A 16,762-nucleotide genomic window follows, 5' to 3' on the forward strand; every position below is an offset into this window, starting at 1 on the left:
TGAAAGGTTTAGTTGTCTTCGACACGTGCGCGGAAGATCAGGTCGATACGACGCACATCCGCGTCTTCAACCCGACGCGCCCGCGCACGATGAAAGTTCAGGTAAACAAGGCTGCCGCGCGCCAGTGTCAGGCTGGCATCCACCAGCGCATCACTGACCGCCGCCGCGACCTCTTTGGCGGCCTGAAAGCCTGCCGCATCGGTGACCACGCTGATCGTGACCTCGTGCAACGCGCCATGCCCGGTTTTGTCTGACCGTTCACGCACATCCTCAGGCCCAAGGCTGACATAAGTGCCGGTGATGATGCCCGCAGGCACCGCGTCATAAATCGCGCCCGACACCAATGCGTCCAATGCCGTGTCCGCGGCCAGATGCTGGAAAATGGCCTGTTGCAGGGAAGCTGAAACGCCATAGCTCATGCCGACACCTCCTCTTGTGCGAAACAGGTTAGGTATTGCGCGCCCGCGTCGGCCTCGGTCACTGCAAGGATGCGAAAAATGCGCGAGCCTTCGCGAAAGCGCTGATCAGGCTTAGGGCGCGACGGCGCGCCGTCAGGCGCGGCCCGCACCGTGATGCGAAAGGCGATGGACGACACGGTGGCAAACCCCGCCGCGCGTTCCCGGCCCGAGCCATGTTTGACCTCGGCCCACAGCTCGCCCAGCACCTGCCAGCTTTGGGTGAAACCACCCGCGCCATCCGCAACGCGCACGGGCTCTTCCAGCGACAGTTTGCGATTCAGGTTGGGACGTGTCATGCCGCCCCTCCACCGCCAAACAGGCGCACAGTGCGATAGCGTTGCAGAAGGGCTTCGATGGCCGCAGGCAGATCGCCCTGCCCCGTCACACCGCCATCTGCGCGGTTCTCATAGTAACTCGCGGCCAGCATCATCACGGCTTGCGCCAGATCAGCGGGCAGATCGCTCCAGGCGGCACCGAAACCGGCCTCGAAACCGATCACGGCTTGGCCACCCACGGGAATGGCGGGCAAACACAGGCCCGTCGATACAAAGCGCGGGCGGTGCATGTCTGGCTCCAACCCATAGCGGTTGGGGTTGATCACCTCGGTCCCGCCCAAGCGGTCGTGGATTTCAAGGCTTAGAACTTGCGTGACTGGAGCCACCGGCAAAGCCTGCGACGCCAGATCGCGCCAAGCGGTCAAGGTCCAGGTAAACGCACGCGACAGAAGGATCTTTCCGGTGCGGGCCTCGATCGCGGCCATAGCGGCCCGAAGGTAGGTTTCCAGCACCTGATCCTGCACCCCGTCATCGGCAAACCCGGTGCCCAGCCGCAGGTGGTCCTTGAATTGGGCGACCGGAAGGGCCGTGCCCGGCACTGTGGTCTGCTCGACTAACATCATGGATCATCTCCGAAATTCGGGCCCCTCACGTCATTGGGGAAAGGGTGGGCGCGCACCGTCCGCATTGCTCGGACGGAGGGGGAGCAGCTAGACAACACGGGGGTGGTCGGTGCGCGCCCTGCCCCGTGATCGCCCGAAGGCCATCACGGGATCAGGTCCGGCTCTTACGAGACCGAGAACTTCAGCAGCTTGATCGCAGCAAAGTCGCTGACATCACCGCCTACGCGCTTGGTGGCATAGAACAGGACATGCGGCTTGGCCGAGAACGGGTCACGCAGGATGCGCGTGTCGGGACGTTCCGCGATGGTGTAACCGTTGGCGAAGTCACCAAAGGCGATCGACATGCTGTCAGCACCGATATCGGGCATATCTTCAACGATCAGAACCGGATAGCCGATCAGACGGGCGGGTTCGCCAGCCACGGTCGCATCCGACCACAGAAAGCGGCCATCCGCGTCCTTCAGCTTGCGTACAGCGCCTACGGTTTTCGAATTCATCACGAAGACAGCGTTTGCACGGTAATCCGCACCCAGCGCATAGATCAGGTCGAAAATCGCGTCTGCCGGGTTGGTGGCGTTGAAGTCGCCGGCCTCGCCAGTGGCGACGTAACCCAGATTGCCCCAGCTCCAGTTGGCGTTGTCGACGGCGGTATGGTTCAAAATGCCCACGGGCTTCTCAACACCGTCACCGTTGATGAACGCACCGCTTTCCGCGCGCGAGAACTTGTCGGCGATCCGGCCAGCCAGCCAGTTTTCGATGTCAAACGCGCTGTCATCCAGCAGGCGCTGCGAGACCTTCGGCAGGGCCGACAGTTCGTGCAGCGGGATCGAGATACGATCGATCTGCGGAGTGCCGGTTTCCGTGGCCGAGCCCGTTTCCGACGCCCAGCCGGTGACCAGATCACCTTGGTCGATCAGCACGTCATAGGCGGTGCCTTCGACGTTCACCACATTGGCGACCGAACGCAGGGATGCTGCGTTGTTCAGCACACCCTTGATGGTGTCAGCGGTCACCGGATCAACCAGATAGCCACCGTCAGCAGCCACGGCCGACGACATTGCTTTGCCTTCCAGATCAATGCCGCGCAGCGCGTCATCGTCGCCCGAACGCACATATGCCTCGAAGGCTTTCTGATGGGGCGCTTCCAGATCGGCAGCGGCGGCAAGGTGCGGGCGGCCCGCGATGGTATTTGATTTACGATCCAGCATGGTCAGTCGCTCTTCCTGTTTTTGAAGTTTGGTGGAAATGTCGTCGTGAAACTGATTGATATCGCTCACGAAACCAGCCAGCGCGGTCTTCACCTCGGCAGCCGGAGTGGGGTCTGAAACCTGGCCAGCAGGCGCAGCCGACTGGCCCAGAGCCTTCGTCTCTTTGTTGCTCATCTTTGGGTCCTTTTCAGGGGTTCAGATCGCTGGCTCAGGCTTTGCGGGCCAGCATCAGGCGCGCGTCCACAAGGGTCGCGGCCAGTTCACGCAAGGTGGCATCACCGGCATAAGGCAAATCGCCCTTCGCCCCCACCCGCGCTGTCGGAAGCATGGGGAACGTGACAAGCGACACCTCCCACAGCTCCAATTCCGTCAACAGTCGTCCGCCTGTCTGGGTCTTGGCCGACTTCTTGGTGCGATAGCCGATGGACAGCCCGTCAATGGCGCCCGCCTCGACCAGAGCAGCGGCCTCGCGGCCTTTCTCAACATCGCTCAGGATGCGGCCTTTCACGTACAAGCCCTTGGCATCCTCGCGCACCTCGTCCCAGATCCCGATGGGTTGGGCCGGGTCGTGCTGCCACAACATCTTCACGCCGCGCCCTTTGGCCTTCAGCTCGTCCAACGACTTGCCATATGCCCCGCGGGCCACGGTATCGCCGCCATTGTCGACCTGATCGAAGAAGCTGGCATAGCCGTCGATCTGAATGCCCTCGGCGGTTTGGACCGTCTCGCCCAGCTTGACGAACTTGTGCTCAAGCCCGAAGTCAGTGTGATATTCACTCATGATCTACGCCCTTTTTTGTTATTCTTGAGCCAGCGGCGGCAGGCCCAGCAGGCTGCGCTTTTCGGCATCTGTCAGAAAGCTCGCCTCGGCCACGCGGGCCCATTGCTGATCACGTTCCGCAGCCAGTGCAGGCACCTGATCCAGATCCGGCTTCAGCTTCACCGCCTCGTCCGTGAACCCCGCCAGCCAATGGCCAACACTGGCCGCAACACGCGACACCAACGGCACCACGGTCAGGCGATAGAAGGCACGGCTGGCCTCTTGGTAATTGGCGTAAGTCGCGTCGCCCGGAATGCCGATCAGCATCGGCGGCACCCCGAAGGCCTGCGCGATCTCGCGCGCGGCAGCTTCCTTGGTTTTCTGGAATTCCATGTCCGAGGGGCTGAACCCCATCGGCTTCCAATCCAAGCCCCCTTCCAGCAGCATCGGCCGTCCGGCATTGCGCGCGCCTACGTGGTGGCTCTCCATCTCGCTCAGCAGGCGATCATATTGATCCGCACTCAGCTGCGCCTGCCCGTCCGCACCCTTGAACACAATCGCGCCCGAGGGTCGTGCTGCATTGTCCAACAGCGCTTTGGACCAGCGACTTGCCGCATTGTGCACGTCAATCGCCGTGGCCGCGGCCTGAAGCGGAGACAAGCCGTAATGGTCATCCTGCGGGTGGAACGCCTTCACATGACAGATGGGCGACGTGCCTTCCCCCACATGAAAGCGGTGTTTGCGCGACCCGACCGTATAGTCATAGGCCACCGGCCAACCATCCGCGCCAGGCACCAAAGCCATCCGGTCCGAGCGCAGCACATGCAGCTCGCGCGGCTGGCCATCTTCGCCCAACACGGCTTCCAAATAGCCATTCCCGGTCAGCAGAAGCTGCCCAAAGAACGCCTCGAACAGTTCCGCCCGGCCCTGCGCCGCATTCGGGCGCGCCAGCAGCTCCAGAAGCGGGTGCATGTCATAGCGCTGCTGGTCGTCCTGCAGCACCAAAGGCAGCGCGCTGGCGGCTTCGGCAATCAGCTTGACCGAGCGAAAGCCGACAGGGTTTGCCGAAAATCCGGTGCGGGTCAGGCTGACCGTGTCGCGCGGGCTCCAGGCTACGCGGCCCGCATTGCCATAGGCGATGACCGGCCCGGTGGCCGAAGCCTTTGCTTCGCCCGGCATCTCGGCCTTTGCGTCATCCGCGCCTCGCTTCAGAAAATCAAATACCATGCGCCTTGGCTCCTTGGTTTCGGTTTCCGGTCCCCCGGCAACCCCGGGCAAACCTGTCCTGTCCGGGCAAAACGCATGCGCGCCGCCCAGCGGTCATTCTTGTCATTTCGTGATCAGGCGGGGCTTAGGACCCATCGGGCTTTTCGCCCCGCCTTTCGATGTTTGGCACTTTGCCAGTGAGGGTTAAAAAACTCTTTAACCCAGCGAACGCACCTGAGGTCTGCGGTACGATGCAACGGGCTCGATGATCAGCTCATGCAAGGCCCAGACCAGCGCATCCACGCGGTCGGGGCTGCCTTTGGCCTGATAGCCTTGGCTGGTCATTCGACACATCTGATCCTCAAGCTGGGCCATGTTTCCAGCGTGGCTGACCCGCCCCTGCTCGTACAAAGCGGCCACAGGCTCCGCCCGCGTGGCCTTGCCCCGCGTCGCGCGCACGGCCTTATAGGGCACCGTCGCGTCGATCTGCCGGATCACGCTTTCCACAAGGTCTCCGCCTTGGTTCACCTCGGCCACCAGACGGTCCGCCTGATGACGCTCCATCGCGTTCAGCGCGGCCTCGGCCCATTCTGATGGGCTGGCCGCCGTCACAGTGGCATCTTCCAGCACAACTGCCTTCCACTCCCCCGGAGGCCCCTTGGCAAAGACGCCGGCCACCACGATCCCACATTCGTCGGATCCTTTATGGCCCGTGACCGGAGGGTCCACCGCGACCACGATCCGATCCAGCACCGGCGTCTCAGTCCCCAAACGATGCTTGTCCAGCATCGCCATGGTCCACAACGCGCCCTCGGTGTCTTCCAAAAGCACGCCGTCCAGCTCTTGCCGCCCCAACCGCGTATCCGCATAACGCGTCCGCACCTCGTCCAGAAAGCTTTTGGCCAGATAGGCGCGGTTGGCTTCCGTCGGCGCGTGCGTTGTCACGGTCGAGGGGTTCTTCAAGATCTGCTTCAGCACCCTAACATTGCGCGGCGTGGTGGTGACACATTGCCTTGGATGCGCCCCAAGGCGCAGCCCGAACTGCAACATGTCCCATGTGTCCTCAGCCTTTTTCCATTTGGCAAGCTCGTCCACCCAGGCCGCATCAAACTGAGGGCCACGCAGGCTTTCCGGCTCATGTGCCGAAAACACCTGAGCAATCGCGCCGTTGGGCCAGACCAGCCTGCGTCGCCCGGCCTCCCACACCGGACGCCGGTCAGGGGGCGAACACGCAAGGATGCCGCTTTCGCCAAACACCATCACCTCGCGCACCTGATCAATCGTCTCGCCCACCAATGCGACCCTACGTGAGCGGCCGGGGTCCAACGGCCCCGCCCCCTCGACCTCGGCGCGGACCCATTCGGACCCGGCGCGGGTTTTCCCCGCGCCACGTCCGCCCATGATCACCCATGTCCGCCAATCTCCCTCGGGCGGCAATTGGTGATCAAGCGCCCAAAACTCGAACAAATAGGGCAGCGCCATCAGTGCCCCGTCACTCAGGTCGTTCAGAAAGCTCTCGCGCTCGTCTTGCGTCGCGCAAGCAAGCCAGTCTGCGCCCGATTTCGTCTAGGGCCTGAGCAAGGTTAAGCTCTGGTGCCCCTCCGCCGCCAAATCCGGCTTTACCACTTTGTTCAAGGCGTTTCCTTTCCTCAAATACTGTTTGCATGGCGCGGCGCACTTCGGTCATGGCCTTCGCCAGTTCCGGAGTGGTTTCGCACCCATCTGTTTCTGCCGCCGACAACTGGCGGTCCAACTCTTTCAAAACACGCAGAAAAAACGAGTCTGCAATCTTCAGATAGTCTTCCGAAGCTGCGTCCTTCCCCAAGGGCGTGATAATTGTCATTCTTTTTTGTTGCCTCTCATGCTCTTGCCCGCACAAGCGACATGAAAAAACGGCCTCGGGCGGATGCCCAAGGCCGTTGAATTCACGTCTTCTAGCGTATGTCAGAGACTACACTGGACCGTACGTTCGGTCAAAAAGCAACGGGCGGATGCCGCCCGCTGCGGTAAGAAACGCTTTACTGATTGGCGCGTTCGGCTTCGATCTTGCGCCATTCCGCCACGTTGGCGTTATGCTCGGCCAAGGTTTCCGCGAAGGCGTGACCACCAGTGCCATCTGCCACGAAGAACAGATACGGCGTACTGTCAGGGTTCAACGCGGCCTCAATCGCAGCACGGCCCGGATTGGCGATCGGCGTCGGCGGCAGCGCATCAATCACATAGGTGTTGTAAGGCGTCTCGCGGCGCAGCTCGCTTTGACGCAGACCGCGCCCAAGGCTGCCCTGCCCTTTGGTGATGCCATAGATCACCGTCGGGTCGGTTTGCAGACGCATCCCTTGGTTCAGGCGGTTTACAAAGACGCTGGCGACCTGACGACGTTCCTCGGCCAGTCCGGTTTCTTTTTCGACGATGGACGCCATCACCAGCGCCTCATCGGCACTCGCATAAGGCAGATCAGCCGCACGGTTGTTCCATGCCTCGGCCAGAATCTCGACCTGAGCGTCCTGCATCGCCGCAATCAGCCCGGCGCGATCCGCACCGACCTTCACTTCATAGCTATCGGGCGCAAGGCTTCCCTCGGCCGGAAGGCCTGCGATCTCGCCTGCCAGAAAATCCGCGCGGTTCAGGCTGTCGACAACTTGCCAGCTGGTCACACCTTCCGCCAACGCAATGCGGAACCGCGTGTCGCTTTCGTCGCGTTTTTCCACATAGGTCGCAGGCGCTTCGCCCTCAAGCTCGGCAGGTTTGAACTCGGCAGTGATCACGTATTCCTGCGTCGCTGGATCCAGCTCTCGCACCTGCACTTCTGACGACAAAACACCCACCCGGTACAGAATTTCCGTCCCACAGGTCGATGCCCCACCACGCGTGACAATGTCCACGATCTCTTCCATCGAGGCACCTTCCTGCACAAGGAATGACCCCGCCTTCAGCGCACCCGCTTTGTCAGAATACTCGACCCCGATGCGGAAAATGGACGCGTTTGAGATCGCCCCCTGCGCTTCAAGATCTCTTGAGACCCGCGAGAACGAACTGCCACGCTCGACCCGCAAGCATACAGTCTCCGCCAGCGGACCTTCAGACGTATATTGTTTCTGGCCCCACGCAACGACGCCAACCGCAACGATCAAAACAACAATGAACAGGCTCAGCGCGTTCGAGGCGATATTGCGCCACATCAGTCAGAAACCTTCCCCATGACAAGGCTGGCATTGGTGCCGCCGAAGCCAAAGCTATTGGACAGCACCACGTTGATCTCGCGCTTCTCGGCCTTATTGGCGGCCAGCGATAGGCGCGGTTCAATTGCTGGGTTGTCCAGGTTGATGGTCGGTGGCGCGATCTGGTCACGGATGGCCAGAATGCAGAAAATCGCTTCCACAGCACCCGCGGCACCCAACAGGTGCCCGATCGACGATTTGGTCGAGGACATCGTGGCCGTGTCTGCCGCATCGCCCAAAAGGCGCTCGACCGCGCCTAGTTCGACGGTGTCGGCCATGGTCGATGTGCCATGCGCGTTGATATAGTCAATCGCTGACGGTTCCAGCCCGGCTTTACCAAGCGCTGCTTGCATGGCGCGGAATCCACCGTCGCCATCTTCGGCAGGCGCCGTGATGTGATAGGCATCGCCCGACAGGCCATAGCCAAGAACTTCGGCATAAATCTTCGCGCCACGCGCCTTGGCGTGTTCGTATTCTTCCAAAACCAAGATGCCTGCGCCCTCGCCCATCACGAACCCGTCACGGTCTTCGTCATAGGGGCGGCTTGCGGCCTGTGGATCGTCCTCACGTTTGGTCGACAGCGCTTTACACGCGTTGAATCCCGCGATGCCCAGCTCGCAAATCGCAGCCTCGGCCCCGCCAGCAATCATCACATCCGCATCACCCGTTTGGATCAGACGGCTCGCGTCACCAATAGCGTGCGCACCTGTCGAACAGGCCGTCACAACCGAGTGGTTCGGCCCTTTGAAACCAAACTTGATCGAAACCTGACCGGAAATCAGGTTGATCAGCGAACCCGGAATAAAGAACGGCGACACACGGCGCGGACCACGTTCATTCAGCGTGATCGAAGTATCAGCAATTGTGGCCAACCCACCGATCCCAGACCCGATCATGACGCCGGTGCGCAGGCGGCTTTCTTCGTCCTCAGGCATCCAGCCTGCGTCCTTGACGGCCATTTCTGATGCCGCAAGCCCATACAGGATGAAATCATCGACCTTGCGGCGCTCTTTCGGCTCCATCCAGTCGTCAGGGTTGAACGTGCCATCGGTGCCATCGCCCAGCGGGACTTCGCAGGCATATTTCGTGGTCACCCGCGACGCGTCAAATTTCGTGATCGGGCCTGCGCCGGACTGTCCGTCCAAAATACGCTCCCATGTCTCCTCGACGCCGCTTGCCAGCGGAGAAACCATGCCCAATCCTGTTACAACCACTCGACGCATTCTGTTGCCCTTTCCCAGGTTTTCAAATGTCCCGGCGGTGATAGCGTGCCTAGGTATGATGGGGCAAGCCGAATCCGTGCGCAGGTGAAAGCTCGCCTATTCACCCCATCACCCTTTCAAGCAGCGAAAGTAAGGTCTGCGCACAAAAAAACGGCCCATCCGAAGATAGGCCGTCTTTGAAACTCTAAGTCCTGAAAGATCAGGCAGCTTCGGTGATGAATTTCACAGCGTCGCCGAAGGTCTGAATGGTTTCTGCAGCGTCGTCCGGGATTTCAATGCCGAACTCTTCTTCGAAAGCCATAACCAGCTCTACGGTGTCCAGGCTGTCTGCGCCCAGGTCATCGATGAACGAGGCGGTCTCGGTGACCTTGTCCTCTTCAACACCCAGGTGCTCAACTACGATTTTCTTCACGCGATCTGCGACGTCGCTCATGATAAATCCTCACGTTAGTTCAGGGCTTGGCCCTTTTCGTTTGACCCGAATGGGCCGTTAAGTTTCCCGCGCGTAACGCCGAGATCCCCGACCCATTCAGGTTGATGGGGTAAACCTGCGCCGCCTATAGCACATCGGTGAAGATAGGCAAACGCTTTCGCCACACAAGGGCAAAGACAAAATTTAGCTGCAACCCGCTATGGGATTACAGCATCGCCATACCGCCATTCACGTGGATCGTGGTGCCAGTGGTATAGCCCGCTTCGTTCGAGGCCAGATACAGAACTGCCGCTGCGATTTCCTCGGGCGTCCCCATGCGGGCGGCCGGGATTTGCGACAGCGTGCCCGACTTTTGATCGTCGGTCAGTTTTTCGGTCATCGCTGTGCCGATAAAGCCCGGCGCGATGCAGTTTGCGGTGATGCCACGGCTCGCAACTTCGTAGGCAACCGATTTGGTAAGACCGACCATACCAGCCTTGGACGCGGCATAGTTCACCTGCCCCGGATTGCCCGTCGACCCCACGATCGAGCCGATATTGATGATCCGGCCCCAACGCGCCTTCATCATCGGGCGCATCACGCCCCGGCACAGACGCATGGTCGAGGTCAGGTTTACGTTGATCACGTCATCCCAGTCTTGATCCGACATGCGCATGAACAATTGGTCACGAGTGATGCCTGCGTTATTCACCAAAATGTCGACGCTACCCATGGCTTCCACAGCCTGTTTGGGCAAGGCATCCACGGCCTCACCATCCGACAGGTTGCAGGGCAGCACATGGGCACGTTCGCCCAATTCGGCAGCCAGCGCTTCCAGCGGCTCGACCCGCGTGCCAGACAGCGCCACCGTTGCGCCCGCTGCGTGCAGCGCTTTGGCAATCGCACCACCAATGCCGCCAGACGCGCCGGTCACAAGGGCATTTTTTCCAGTCAGATCAAACATCTGCTTATCCTTCTTCACGTTTTCGGACACCCTTTCAGGGCCTTAATCCGGCTGAATTCCAGTGATTATCCGTTCAGCGCTTCTACAGCCGCTTTCACATCGTCGGGCGACCCGATGGCGCGGGTGGCGACCGATTTGTCGATCCGTTTGATCATGCCGGACAGGGCCTTGCCCGCGCCGATCTCCCAAATCTCGCTCACGCCATGCTCGGCCATATAGGAAACACTTTCACGCCAGCGTACCGAACCGGTCACCTGCTCGACCAGAAGCGAGCGGATGATCGCAGGATCTGCAACTTCGGCAGCGCGCACGTTGGCCACAAGCGGCACGGCGGGGGCGTTCATTTCCACATGCGCCAGCGCCTCGGCCATCACTTCTGCGGCGGGCTGCATCAAGGCGCAATGGAAAGGTGCGCTGACGGGCAAAAGAACTGCACGGCGCGCGCCCTTACCTTTGGCGATCTCGACCGCGCGTTCTACGGCTTCCTTATGGCCGGATACGACCACCTGAGCCGGATCGTTGTCATTCGCCGCTTGGCAAATCTGATCATGCGCCGCTTCCGATGCAACCTCGGCAGCGGTTTCAAAGTCCAGCCCCAGAAGGGCTGCCATGGCGCCCACGCCCACCGGCACAGCCTCTTGCATGGCCTTACCGCGGGTGCGCAACAAGCGCGCGGTGTCTGCAACCGTCAAAGCACCAGCCGCCGCAAGGGCCGAGTATTCACCCAGCGAATGCCCTGCAACGTACGAGGCTGCCGTGATGGACACGCCTTCCGCCTCTAGCGCGCGCAGGGTGGCCAGCGACGTGGCCATCAGCGCAGGCTGCGCATTTTGGGTCAGGGTCAGTTCGTCCTGCTCGCCTTCCCAGATCAGCGAAGACAACTTTTCCCCAAGCGCCTCGTCGACTTCATCAAAGACAGCTTTTGCCGTGGGATAGGCTTCTGCAAGCGCCTTGCCCATACCAATGCTCTGGGCACCCTGCCCGGGAAATACGAATGCGCGGCTCATGGCCCCTCCTGTTTATGCCAATGGCTTTACAAAAGGGGATACCCCGCGGTGACGCGGGGTGCAAATGGTTTGGAGATATTGATAGTGTGATCAGGGCGCGATCAGGCGGCGCAGAAAGCCATTCCGCTGGCCCGCGACGGCATTCTGGCAATCCGACGGTTTTCAAAGCTGGGCAAGGGCAACCCGCCACGATCATTCTTCAGATCGCTCAGCACGCGTTCACGGATCGGACGCAGCAGATCTTCTGGACCCGACAGAATCTCGATCGCGGTCATGTCACCTACCCCATCATCAAGGCGCAGATACAGGCGCGAGCGCAAGCCGCGCCCGGCTGTTTTATTCGAGCTCAAAAGCAGCCCGGTAACGTCCTCGAACGGGATCGACACGTCGGCCTCGAACTCGCCCTTGGTATTGATACGCCCCCGGCGAATGGTCCGGTCGTCAAGATCAACCTGTGTCGAAGCGACCCCCTCGTCCCGGCCGAAAAGGTAAAGAAGACCACCCAAGCCAACAAACAAACAGGTCAAAGCCAGTTTCATGATCAAAAGAACAGTGTCATCCGCGACAACCGCATTTGGCAGAACCCACAAACCAACCGACGAGATGATCAATGCGCCCCCCAAGAAACGACAGAATGCACGTAGCATTGTATCGCCACCCTGTACCCCACCATGATCCGTCAGCGAATAACCCCACTTTGCGGGGCTAAGTAGAACCGGATCCGCCGCTTGCGGAGCTTCCGAGCCAGACTGAGGAAGTGGTGAGACCATTGTCATGGGGCAAGACCTTCTTGTTGCAGTGTGCGGTTCAGACCTATGGCAGCAGGTCGGACCACTTAAACGCGCCCCTGCGTGGGGCCTGTGACAATTGTTCCCCTGCAAGTGTGACAGCAATTGGGCAGCCGATAGGTTAAAGCGAGGCCATAATTTGCACGACATGTTGCCCAGACGTCTTTTTGCCCTCAGAACAGGCCTCAAACGCCTTGCGCCACTTGGTCAGACGTGTATAAGGCACCGTCCTTTCCGTAAGTGAATGAACCGCGTAGCCTCTCGTGGATGGGTCGCGGAAAGGTTCTGACCCATTCTTTGAAGCGCGCTTGAAAATAGAACTGGAGTTCACATGCCCCTTTACGAGCATGTCTTCATCTCGCGTCAGGACTTGTCCAACGCGCAGGCTGAGAACCTCATCGAACATTTTGGCACCGTACTGGGTGACAACGGCGGTAAAGTCGTTGACAGCGAGTACTGGGGCGTCAAGACGATGGCTTATAAGATCAACAAGAACCGCAAAGGCCACTATGCCTTCCTGAAGACCGACGCCCCGTCGACGGCTGTTCAGGAAATGGAACGCCTGATGCGCCTGCATGACGACGTTATGCGCGTTCTGACCATCAAGGTCGACGATCACGCCGAAGGCCCGTCTGTTCAAATGCAAAAACGTGACGAACGCGGCGACCGCCGTGGCCGTGACCGTTAATCGGAGGTCTAACTCATGGCAGCTAAACCGTTTTTCCGTCGCCGCAAGGTATGTCCCTTCTCGGGCGACAACGCACCGAAGATCGATTACAAAGACACCCGTCTTCTGCAGCGCTACATCTCTGAGCGTGGCAAAATCGTTCCTTCGCGTATCACCGCCGTTTCGGCAAAGAAGCAGCGTGAACTGGCCCGTGCTATCAAGCGCGCCCGTTTTCTTGCCCTGCTTCCCTACGCCGTTAAGTAAGGGGACCTGATCAATGCAAGTTATCCTTCTGGAACGTGTGGCCAAGCTGGGCCAAATGGGCGACGTCGTTGACGTAAAGCCCGGTTACGCACGCAACTTCCTGCTGCCCCAGGGCAAAGCCCTGTCAGCTTCGGACGCAAACATCGCGTCGTTTGAAGCTCAGAAAGCTCAGCTGGAAGCCCGCAACCTTGAAACCAAAAAAGAAGCAGAAGCTCTGGCTGAAAAGCTGGACGGCGAGCAGTTCATCGTGATTCGCTCGGCTTCGGACGCTGGCGCTCTGTACGGCTCGGTCACCACACGTGACGCCGCCGACGTTGCAACCGCTGGTGGTTTCTCGGTCGACAAGAAGCAGGTTATCCTGACCGCTCCGATCAAATATCTGGGTCTGCACACCGTCACCGTACGTCTGCACCCGGAAGTCGAAACCGAGATTGCCCTGAACGTGGCACGCTCGGAAGAAGAAGCCGAACTGCAGGCTTCGGGCAAATCGATCCAAGAACTGGCCGCCGAAGCAGAAGCTGAAGCCGAGTTCGAGATCGCCGAGCTGTTCGACGACATCGGCGCAGCCGCATCGGAAGACGACGAACTGGCCCCGGCAGCTGAAGAAGCACCCGCCGAAGAGGCTTCGGAAGAAGAGTAATCTTTCTTCGATACAAGATCAGAAAGGCCGCTCATTTGAGCGGCCTTTTTTTGTGCCTAATAACACAGCCTCACGCGACAAGCGTTTGACAATAAGATCAGCGGCAGCAATGACTTTCTATAACGATTGGAAAGCCGATGATTGTAAAAAACCAACCTTCGTCACTGCAGTTGTTCTTTGCAATGCAAGGATCAATTGTTCCGAAAATCCGCGCAAAACTCTTTCTTATCGCGGCATTATCCTTTGCGATCTTCTTGATTGACCAATATGTGAAAACGCTGCCGCGTATTTCGATCACTGCAATGGGGATATTTGGCGTCGCCCTATCCCTGTTTCTGGGCTTCCGTAATAACGCCGCTTATGATCGCTGGTGGGAAGGGCGCGTCCTTTGGGGCAAGATGATTGCCGATATGCGTAATCTGGGGCGCAACTCGCAGATCTTCGTCTCTGATGCCAAACAACGAGAGCACCTCATCACGCTTGTCATGGCCAGCATCCATTTTCACCGGGGCTTCCTGCGCACGGTAGATGTGCGGCCCGAGGTCGATCAGTGGATAGCACCCGCCACCAGTCAAGAGCTTTCCCAATATCAGAACCCAGCGAATGCAGCTTTGCAGAAAGCAGCAGATCAGATCGGCGCATGGTCGCGTTCCGATCAGATATCCGGTTTTGGGCAATTGGAGCTTTCCCGCAATCTTGCCACCCTTACTCAGTCGCAAGCCGGGTGCGAGCGTTTGGCGACCACCCCCCTACCTTATGTCTATTCGCTTCTCATCCGACGCACGACCTATCTCTACTGTTGGCTGTTGCCCTTTGCGCTGCTGGACACATCAGGCGGCTTTGCCCCAATTCTGTCCGCGATCGTTGCCTATGTCTTCTTTGGATTGCAGGCCGTAACGAACGAGCTGGAAATGCCCTTTCAAAATATCGAAAATGGTTTGCCACTTGATGCAATGTGCCGGACAATCGAAATATCAGCGGCAGAGGCACTTGGACGTGTCCCACCGGCCCCGCTGGTTCCTGTCAACTACGAGCTTACATAGCCATGCCTCAACTCACTCGACGCTCTTTGATTGCCTCAATTGCAGCATTTCCGCTGACCGCATGTGGTGGCCGCTCGCGGGAAACATCTGCCCCTTCTGCGGATTCGGACGGCTTCAATCCCCCGCTCTACCCTAACGAAACGCCCGAGTTGCGCGCGCTGATCAACAAATGGGCCGACCATTACGAGATCCCGCGCGAGCTTGTGCACCGCCAAGCCATCCGCGAGAGCACACACCGCCCTTGGGCGCGCAACGGACCCTATTGGGGATTGTTGCAGATCCTACCCCAAACTGCCCGGACCATGGGTCATCGCGGCCCTGCAAGCGAGCTTTTAGACCCGGATGTAAACCTGAAATACGCGGGCAAATATCTTAAGGGTGCGTATTTGGTTTCCGGCGGCAGCATTGAAGGTGCGATGAAGTGGTATGCCCGCGGGTATTATTACGAGGCCAAGCGACTGGGGCTATTGGTCGAGACCGGCCTCAGACCGGGATAAAGTCTGATGGTGGCTCACTCCGTGAGCCTCTAGGGGCTTTGCCCCTCGGCCACTCGATACTCGAGCGGCCTCACCCCAAGGTATTTTCGACAAGAAAATGAGAATATGAACAAAAAAGGCCGCCCCGGATGGAGCGGCCTTTTGAATGTTTGTCAGGAAAGACTTATTCGTCTTCCAGTGCCTCAACGGCCTTCTGCAAATCGTCTTTCGAGACTTCTTTTTCCGAAACTTCGGCCAGTTCAACAATGTAGTCCACGACCTTGTCTTCGAAGATCGGGGCCTGCAGCTGCTGACGCATCTGCGGGTTTTGCTGAACAAATTCAAAGAACTGACGTTCCTGGCCTGGGTACTGACGGGCTTGGTTCATCACAGCCTGGGTCATCTCGGCGTCGGTGACCTCGATCTCGGCTTTCTGGCCCAGTTCGGCCAGCAGCAGACCAAGGCGCACGCGGCGACCGGCAAGGGCTTTGTGTTCATCCGTAGCTTCGATTTCCGGGTGGTCGTGACCTTCCACGTCCGGGTTTTCCTCGTGCCACAGCTGATGTGCGATCTGACCGGCTTCGGCGTCCAGAAGCGACGGCGGCAGGTCGAAGGACACCAGTTTGTCCAGCTCGTCCAGCAGGCCACGCTTCATGACAGCACGGGCGGCACCAGCGAATTCTGCTTCCAGACGTTCGCCGATCTGCTCTTTCAGAGCGTTCAGATCTTCGGCACCAAATTTGGTTGCCAGCTCGTCGTTTACTTCCGCAGCAACAGGCTCTTTGACCTCTTTCACGGTGCATTCAAACACAGCGTCTTTGCCAGCCAGATTTTCCGCACCATATTCGGCAGGGAAAGTCACTTTGACTTCGACTTCTTCGCCAGCTTTCACGCCAACCAGCTGCTCTTCGAAACCCGGAATGAACGAGTTCGAACCCAGAACCAGCGGGTAGTCTTCAGCAGCGCCACCATCGAAGGCTTCGCCGTCTACTTTACCAAGGAAGTCGATCACAACTTGGTCGCCGTCTTTCGACTTGGTGCCTTTTTTGCGGTCTTTGAAGTCCTGAGCGGTCTCGGCCAGATTGGCCAGCGCTTCTTCAACTTCGCCTTCACCGGCTTTGACAACCAGCTTCTCCAGCTTGATGCCTTTCAGGTCGACCTCGGGGATCTCGGGCAGAGCTTCGTACGACATTTCGATTTCAACGTCGTCGCCTTCTTTCCAGTCCTCGTTGGTCATCTTCACGTCAGGCTGCATGGCCGGACGGTCACCCGATTCTTCGAAGTGCTTGTTCATGGCGCCATCGACAGCTTCCTGCATGGCTTCGCCCATCAGGCGCTGACCAAACTGCTTTTTCAGCAGAGCCATCGGCACTTTGCCTTTGCGGAAGCCTTTCATTTCGACTTCAGGCTGCGCTTCGACCAGCTTTTCGTTGACTTTGGCGTCCAGATCAGCGGCCGGAACCACGATCTTGTAGCCGCGTTTCAGACCTTCGTTCAGGGTCTCGGTGACCTGCATCGTCTCGTCCTTCT

The 16,762-nt window shown here is 59.2% G+C and carries 20 protein-coding genes; 5 read left to right on the forward strand and 15 right to left on the reverse strand.

The genetic code is table 11. The features are described 5' to 3' along the window. Nucleotides 1-8: 8 nt before the first annotated feature. The 14 genes from ACXAH3_RS04970 to ACXAH3_RS05035 form a co-directional block, all read right to left on the reverse strand. Nucleotides 9-419, reverse strand: a complete 411-nt coding sequence (locus ACXAH3_RS04970) for a DUF3168 domain-containing protein (protein WP_474860952.1) — start codon at nucleotides 417-419, stop codon at nucleotides 9-11. Continuing rightward, on the reverse strand, nucleotides 416-754 hold the full coding sequence (locus ACXAH3_RS04975) for a phage head closure protein (RefSeq protein WP_474860953.1): 339 nt from the start codon (nucleotides 752-754) through the stop codon (nucleotides 416-418). Before ACXAH3_RS04975 ends, ACXAH3_RS04970 begins: the two co-directional genes overlap by 4 nt. Then, complete coding sequence (locus tag ACXAH3_RS04980) at nucleotides 751-1,356, reverse strand: head-tail connector protein (protein WP_474860954.1); 606 nt, start codon at nucleotides 1,354-1,356, stop codon at nucleotides 751-753. Before ACXAH3_RS04980 ends, ACXAH3_RS04975 begins: the two co-directional genes overlap by 4 nt. Nucleotides 1,357-1,520: 164 nt before the next feature. Further along, complete coding sequence (locus tag ACXAH3_RS04985; protein ID WP_474860955.1) at nucleotides 1,521-2,738, reverse strand: phage major capsid protein; 1,218 nt, start codon at nucleotides 2,736-2,738, stop codon at nucleotides 1,521-1,523. 34 nt (nucleotides 2,739-2,772) lie between these two features. Next, complete coding sequence (locus ACXAH3_RS04990) at nucleotides 2,773-3,345, reverse strand: HK97 family phage prohead protease (protein WP_474860956.1); 573 nt, start codon at nucleotides 3,343-3,345, stop codon at nucleotides 2,773-2,775. Between the two features lie 18 nt (nucleotides 3,346-3,363). Further along, on the reverse strand, nucleotides 3,364-4,551 hold the full coding sequence (locus ACXAH3_RS04995) for a phage portal protein (protein ID WP_474860957.1): 1,188 nt from the start codon (nucleotides 4,549-4,551) through the stop codon (nucleotides 3,364-3,366). Nucleotides 4,552-4,746: 195 nt separating this feature from the next. Beyond that, on the reverse strand, nucleotides 4,747-6,012 hold the full coding sequence (locus ACXAH3_RS05000) for a DNA-packaging protein (protein ID WP_474860958.1): 1,266 nt from the start codon (nucleotides 6,010-6,012) through the stop codon (nucleotides 4,747-4,749). 10 nt (nucleotides 6,013-6,022) lie between these two features. Next, a complete protein-coding gene (locus ACXAH3_RS05005) occupies nucleotides 6,023-6,373 on the reverse strand; it encodes a hypothetical protein (protein WP_474860959.1) in 351 nt (116 codons plus the stop codon). A gap of 175 nt (nucleotides 6,374-6,548) precedes the next feature. Next, nucleotides 6,549-7,709, reverse strand: a complete 1,161-nt coding sequence (gene mltG / locus ACXAH3_RS05010; RefSeq protein WP_474860960.1) for an endolytic transglycosylase MltG — start codon at nucleotides 7,707-7,709, stop codon at nucleotides 6,549-6,551. After that, a complete protein-coding gene (gene fabF, locus ACXAH3_RS05015) occupies nucleotides 7,709-8,971 on the reverse strand; it encodes a beta-ketoacyl-ACP synthase II (protein WP_474860961.1) in 1,263 nt (420 codons plus the stop codon). The genes mltG and fabF overlap by 1 nt, the downstream gene beginning before the upstream one ends. A 199-nt stretch (nucleotides 8,972-9,170) precedes the next feature. Next, nucleotides 9,171-9,404, reverse strand: a complete 234-nt coding sequence (locus tag ACXAH3_RS05020; protein ID WP_108856591.1) for an acyl carrier protein — start codon at nucleotides 9,402-9,404, stop codon at nucleotides 9,171-9,173. 205 nt (nucleotides 9,405-9,609) lie between these two features. Beyond that, nucleotides 9,610-10,347, reverse strand: coding sequence for a 3-oxoacyl-[acyl-carrier-protein] reductase (gene fabG / locus ACXAH3_RS05025; protein ID WP_474860962.1), 738 nt, complete (start codon nucleotides 10,345-10,347; stop codon nucleotides 9,610-9,612). Between the two features lie 65 nt (nucleotides 10,348-10,412). Next, nucleotides 10,413-11,354 carry an ACP S-malonyltransferase gene (fabD, locus tag ACXAH3_RS05030; protein WP_474860963.1) on the reverse strand — a complete coding sequence of 314 codons (942 nt, stop codon included), beginning with the start codon at nucleotides 11,352-11,354 and terminating at the stop codon, nucleotides 10,413-10,415. Nucleotides 11,355-11,455: 101 nt separating this feature from the next. Then, nucleotides 11,456-12,130: a hypothetical protein gene (locus ACXAH3_RS05035; protein WP_474860964.1), complete on the reverse strand. Its 675-nt coding sequence runs from the start codon at nucleotides 12,128-12,130 to the stop codon at nucleotides 11,456-11,458. Between the two features lie 343 nt (nucleotides 12,131-12,473). On the opposite strand from ACXAH3_RS05035, the gene rpsF reads away from it, so the two are divergent. From rpsF to ACXAH3_RS05060, 5 genes are all read left to right on the forward strand, one after another. Next, complete coding sequence (gene rpsF / locus ACXAH3_RS05040; protein ID WP_133486495.1) at nucleotides 12,474-12,830, forward strand: 30S ribosomal protein S6; 357 nt, start codon at nucleotides 12,474-12,476, stop codon at nucleotides 12,828-12,830. Between the two features lie 15 nt (nucleotides 12,831-12,845). After that, nucleotides 12,846-13,073 carry a 30S ribosomal protein S18 gene (gene rpsR, locus ACXAH3_RS05045; protein ID WP_005982441.1) on the forward strand — a complete coding sequence of 76 codons (228 nt, stop codon included), beginning with the start codon at nucleotides 12,846-12,848 and terminating at the stop codon, nucleotides 13,071-13,073. Nucleotides 13,074-13,086: 13 nt separating this feature from the next. Continuing rightward, complete coding sequence (gene rplI, locus ACXAH3_RS05050; protein ID WP_474860965.1) at nucleotides 13,087-13,713, forward strand: 50S ribosomal protein L9; 627 nt, start codon at nucleotides 13,087-13,089, stop codon at nucleotides 13,711-13,713. Between the two features lie 137 nt (nucleotides 13,714-13,850). Continuing rightward, a complete protein-coding gene (locus ACXAH3_RS05055; RefSeq protein ID WP_474860966.1) occupies nucleotides 13,851-14,756 on the forward strand; it encodes a bestrophin family protein in 906 nt (301 codons plus the stop codon). A 2-nt stretch (nucleotides 14,757-14,758) separates the two neighbouring features. Beyond that, complete coding sequence (locus ACXAH3_RS05060) at nucleotides 14,759-15,253, forward strand: transglycosylase SLT domain-containing protein (protein ID WP_474860967.1); 495 nt, start codon at nucleotides 14,759-14,761, stop codon at nucleotides 15,251-15,253. Between the two features lie 163 nt (nucleotides 15,254-15,416). Here ACXAH3_RS05060 and tig read toward each other — a convergent pair whose 3' ends face one another. Further along, nucleotides 15,417-16,748 carry a trigger factor gene (gene tig / locus ACXAH3_RS05065; protein ID WP_474860968.1) on the reverse strand — a complete coding sequence of 444 codons (1,332 nt, stop codon included), beginning with the start codon at nucleotides 16,746-16,748 and terminating at the stop codon, nucleotides 15,417-15,419. Nucleotides 16,749-16,762: the final 14 nt, after the last annotated feature.

It is taken from the genome of Aliiroseovarius sp. ABM4_368 (genome assembly GCF_056161205.1).

Coding starts and splice junctions, on each gene's coding strand:
- ACXAH3_RS04980 (WP_474860954.1), bottom strand. CDS start 1,356: ATGATGTTAGTCGAGCAGACCACAGTGCCGGGCACGGCCCTTCCGGTC.
- ACXAH3_RS05055 (WP_474860966.1), top strand. CDS start 13,851: ATGATTGTAAAAAACCAACCTTCGTCACTGCAGTTGTTCTTTGCAATG.
- ACXAH3_RS04990 (WP_474860956.1), bottom strand. CDS start 3,345: ATGAGTGAATATCACACTGACTTCGGGCTTGAGCACAAGTTCGTCAAG.
- ACXAH3_RS05035 (WP_474860964.1), bottom strand. CDS start 12,130: ATGACAATGGTCTCACCACTTCCTCAGTCTGGCTCGGAAGCTCCGCAA.
- fabG (WP_474860962.1), bottom strand. CDS start 10,347: ATGTTTGATCTGACTGGAAAAAATGCCCTTGTGACCGGCGCGTCTGGC.
- ACXAH3_RS05020 (WP_108856591.1), bottom strand. CDS start 9,404: ATGAGCGACGTCGCAGATCGCGTGAAGAAAATCGTAGTTGAGCACCTG.
- ACXAH3_RS04995 (WP_474860957.1), bottom strand. CDS start 4,551: ATGGTATTTGATTTTCTGAAGCGAGGCGCGGATGACGCAAAGGCCGAG.
- fabD (WP_474860963.1), bottom strand. CDS start 11,354: ATGAGCCGCGCATTCGTATTTCCCGGGCAGGGTGCCCAGAGCATTGGT.
- rplI (WP_474860965.1), top strand. CDS start 13,087: ATGCAAGTTATCCTTCTGGAACGTGTGGCCAAGCTGGGCCAAATGGGC.
- ACXAH3_RS04970 (WP_474860952.1), bottom strand. CDS start 419: ATGAGCTATGGCGTTTCAGCTTCCCTGCAACAGGCCATTTTCCAGCAT.
- ACXAH3_RS04985 (WP_474860955.1), bottom strand. CDS start 2,738: ATGAGCAACAAAGAGACGAAGGCTCTGGGCCAGTCGGCTGCGCCTGCT.
- rpsF (WP_133486495.1), top strand. CDS start 12,474: ATGCCCCTTTACGAGCATGTCTTCATCTCGCGTCAGGACTTGTCCAAC.
- rpsR (WP_005982441.1), top strand. CDS start 12,846: ATGGCAGCTAAACCGTTTTTCCGTCGCCGCAAGGTATGTCCCTTCTCG.
- ACXAH3_RS05060 (WP_474860967.1), top strand. CDS start 14,759: ATGCCTCAACTCACTCGACGCTCTTTGATTGCCTCAATTGCAGCATTT.
- tig (WP_474860968.1), bottom strand. CDS start 16,748: ATGCAGGTCACCGAGACCCTGAACGAAGGTCTGAAACGCGGCTACAAG.
- ACXAH3_RS04975 (WP_474860953.1), bottom strand. CDS start 754: ATGACACGTCCCAACCTGAATCGCAAACTGTCGCTGGAAGAGCCCGTG.
- ACXAH3_RS05005 (WP_474860959.1), bottom strand. CDS start 6,373: ATGACAATTATCACGCCCTTGGGGAAGGACGCAGCTTCGGAAGACTAT.
- fabF (WP_474860961.1), bottom strand. CDS start 8,971: ATGCGTCGAGTGGTTGTAACAGGATTGGGCATGGTTTCTCCGCTGGCA.
- mltG (WP_474860960.1), bottom strand. CDS start 7,709: ATGTGGCGCAATATCGCCTCGAACGCGCTGAGCCTGTTCATTGTTGTT.
- ACXAH3_RS05000 (WP_474860958.1), bottom strand. CDS start 6,012: ATGGCGCTGCCCTATTTGTTCGAGTTTTGGGCGCTTGATCACCAATTG.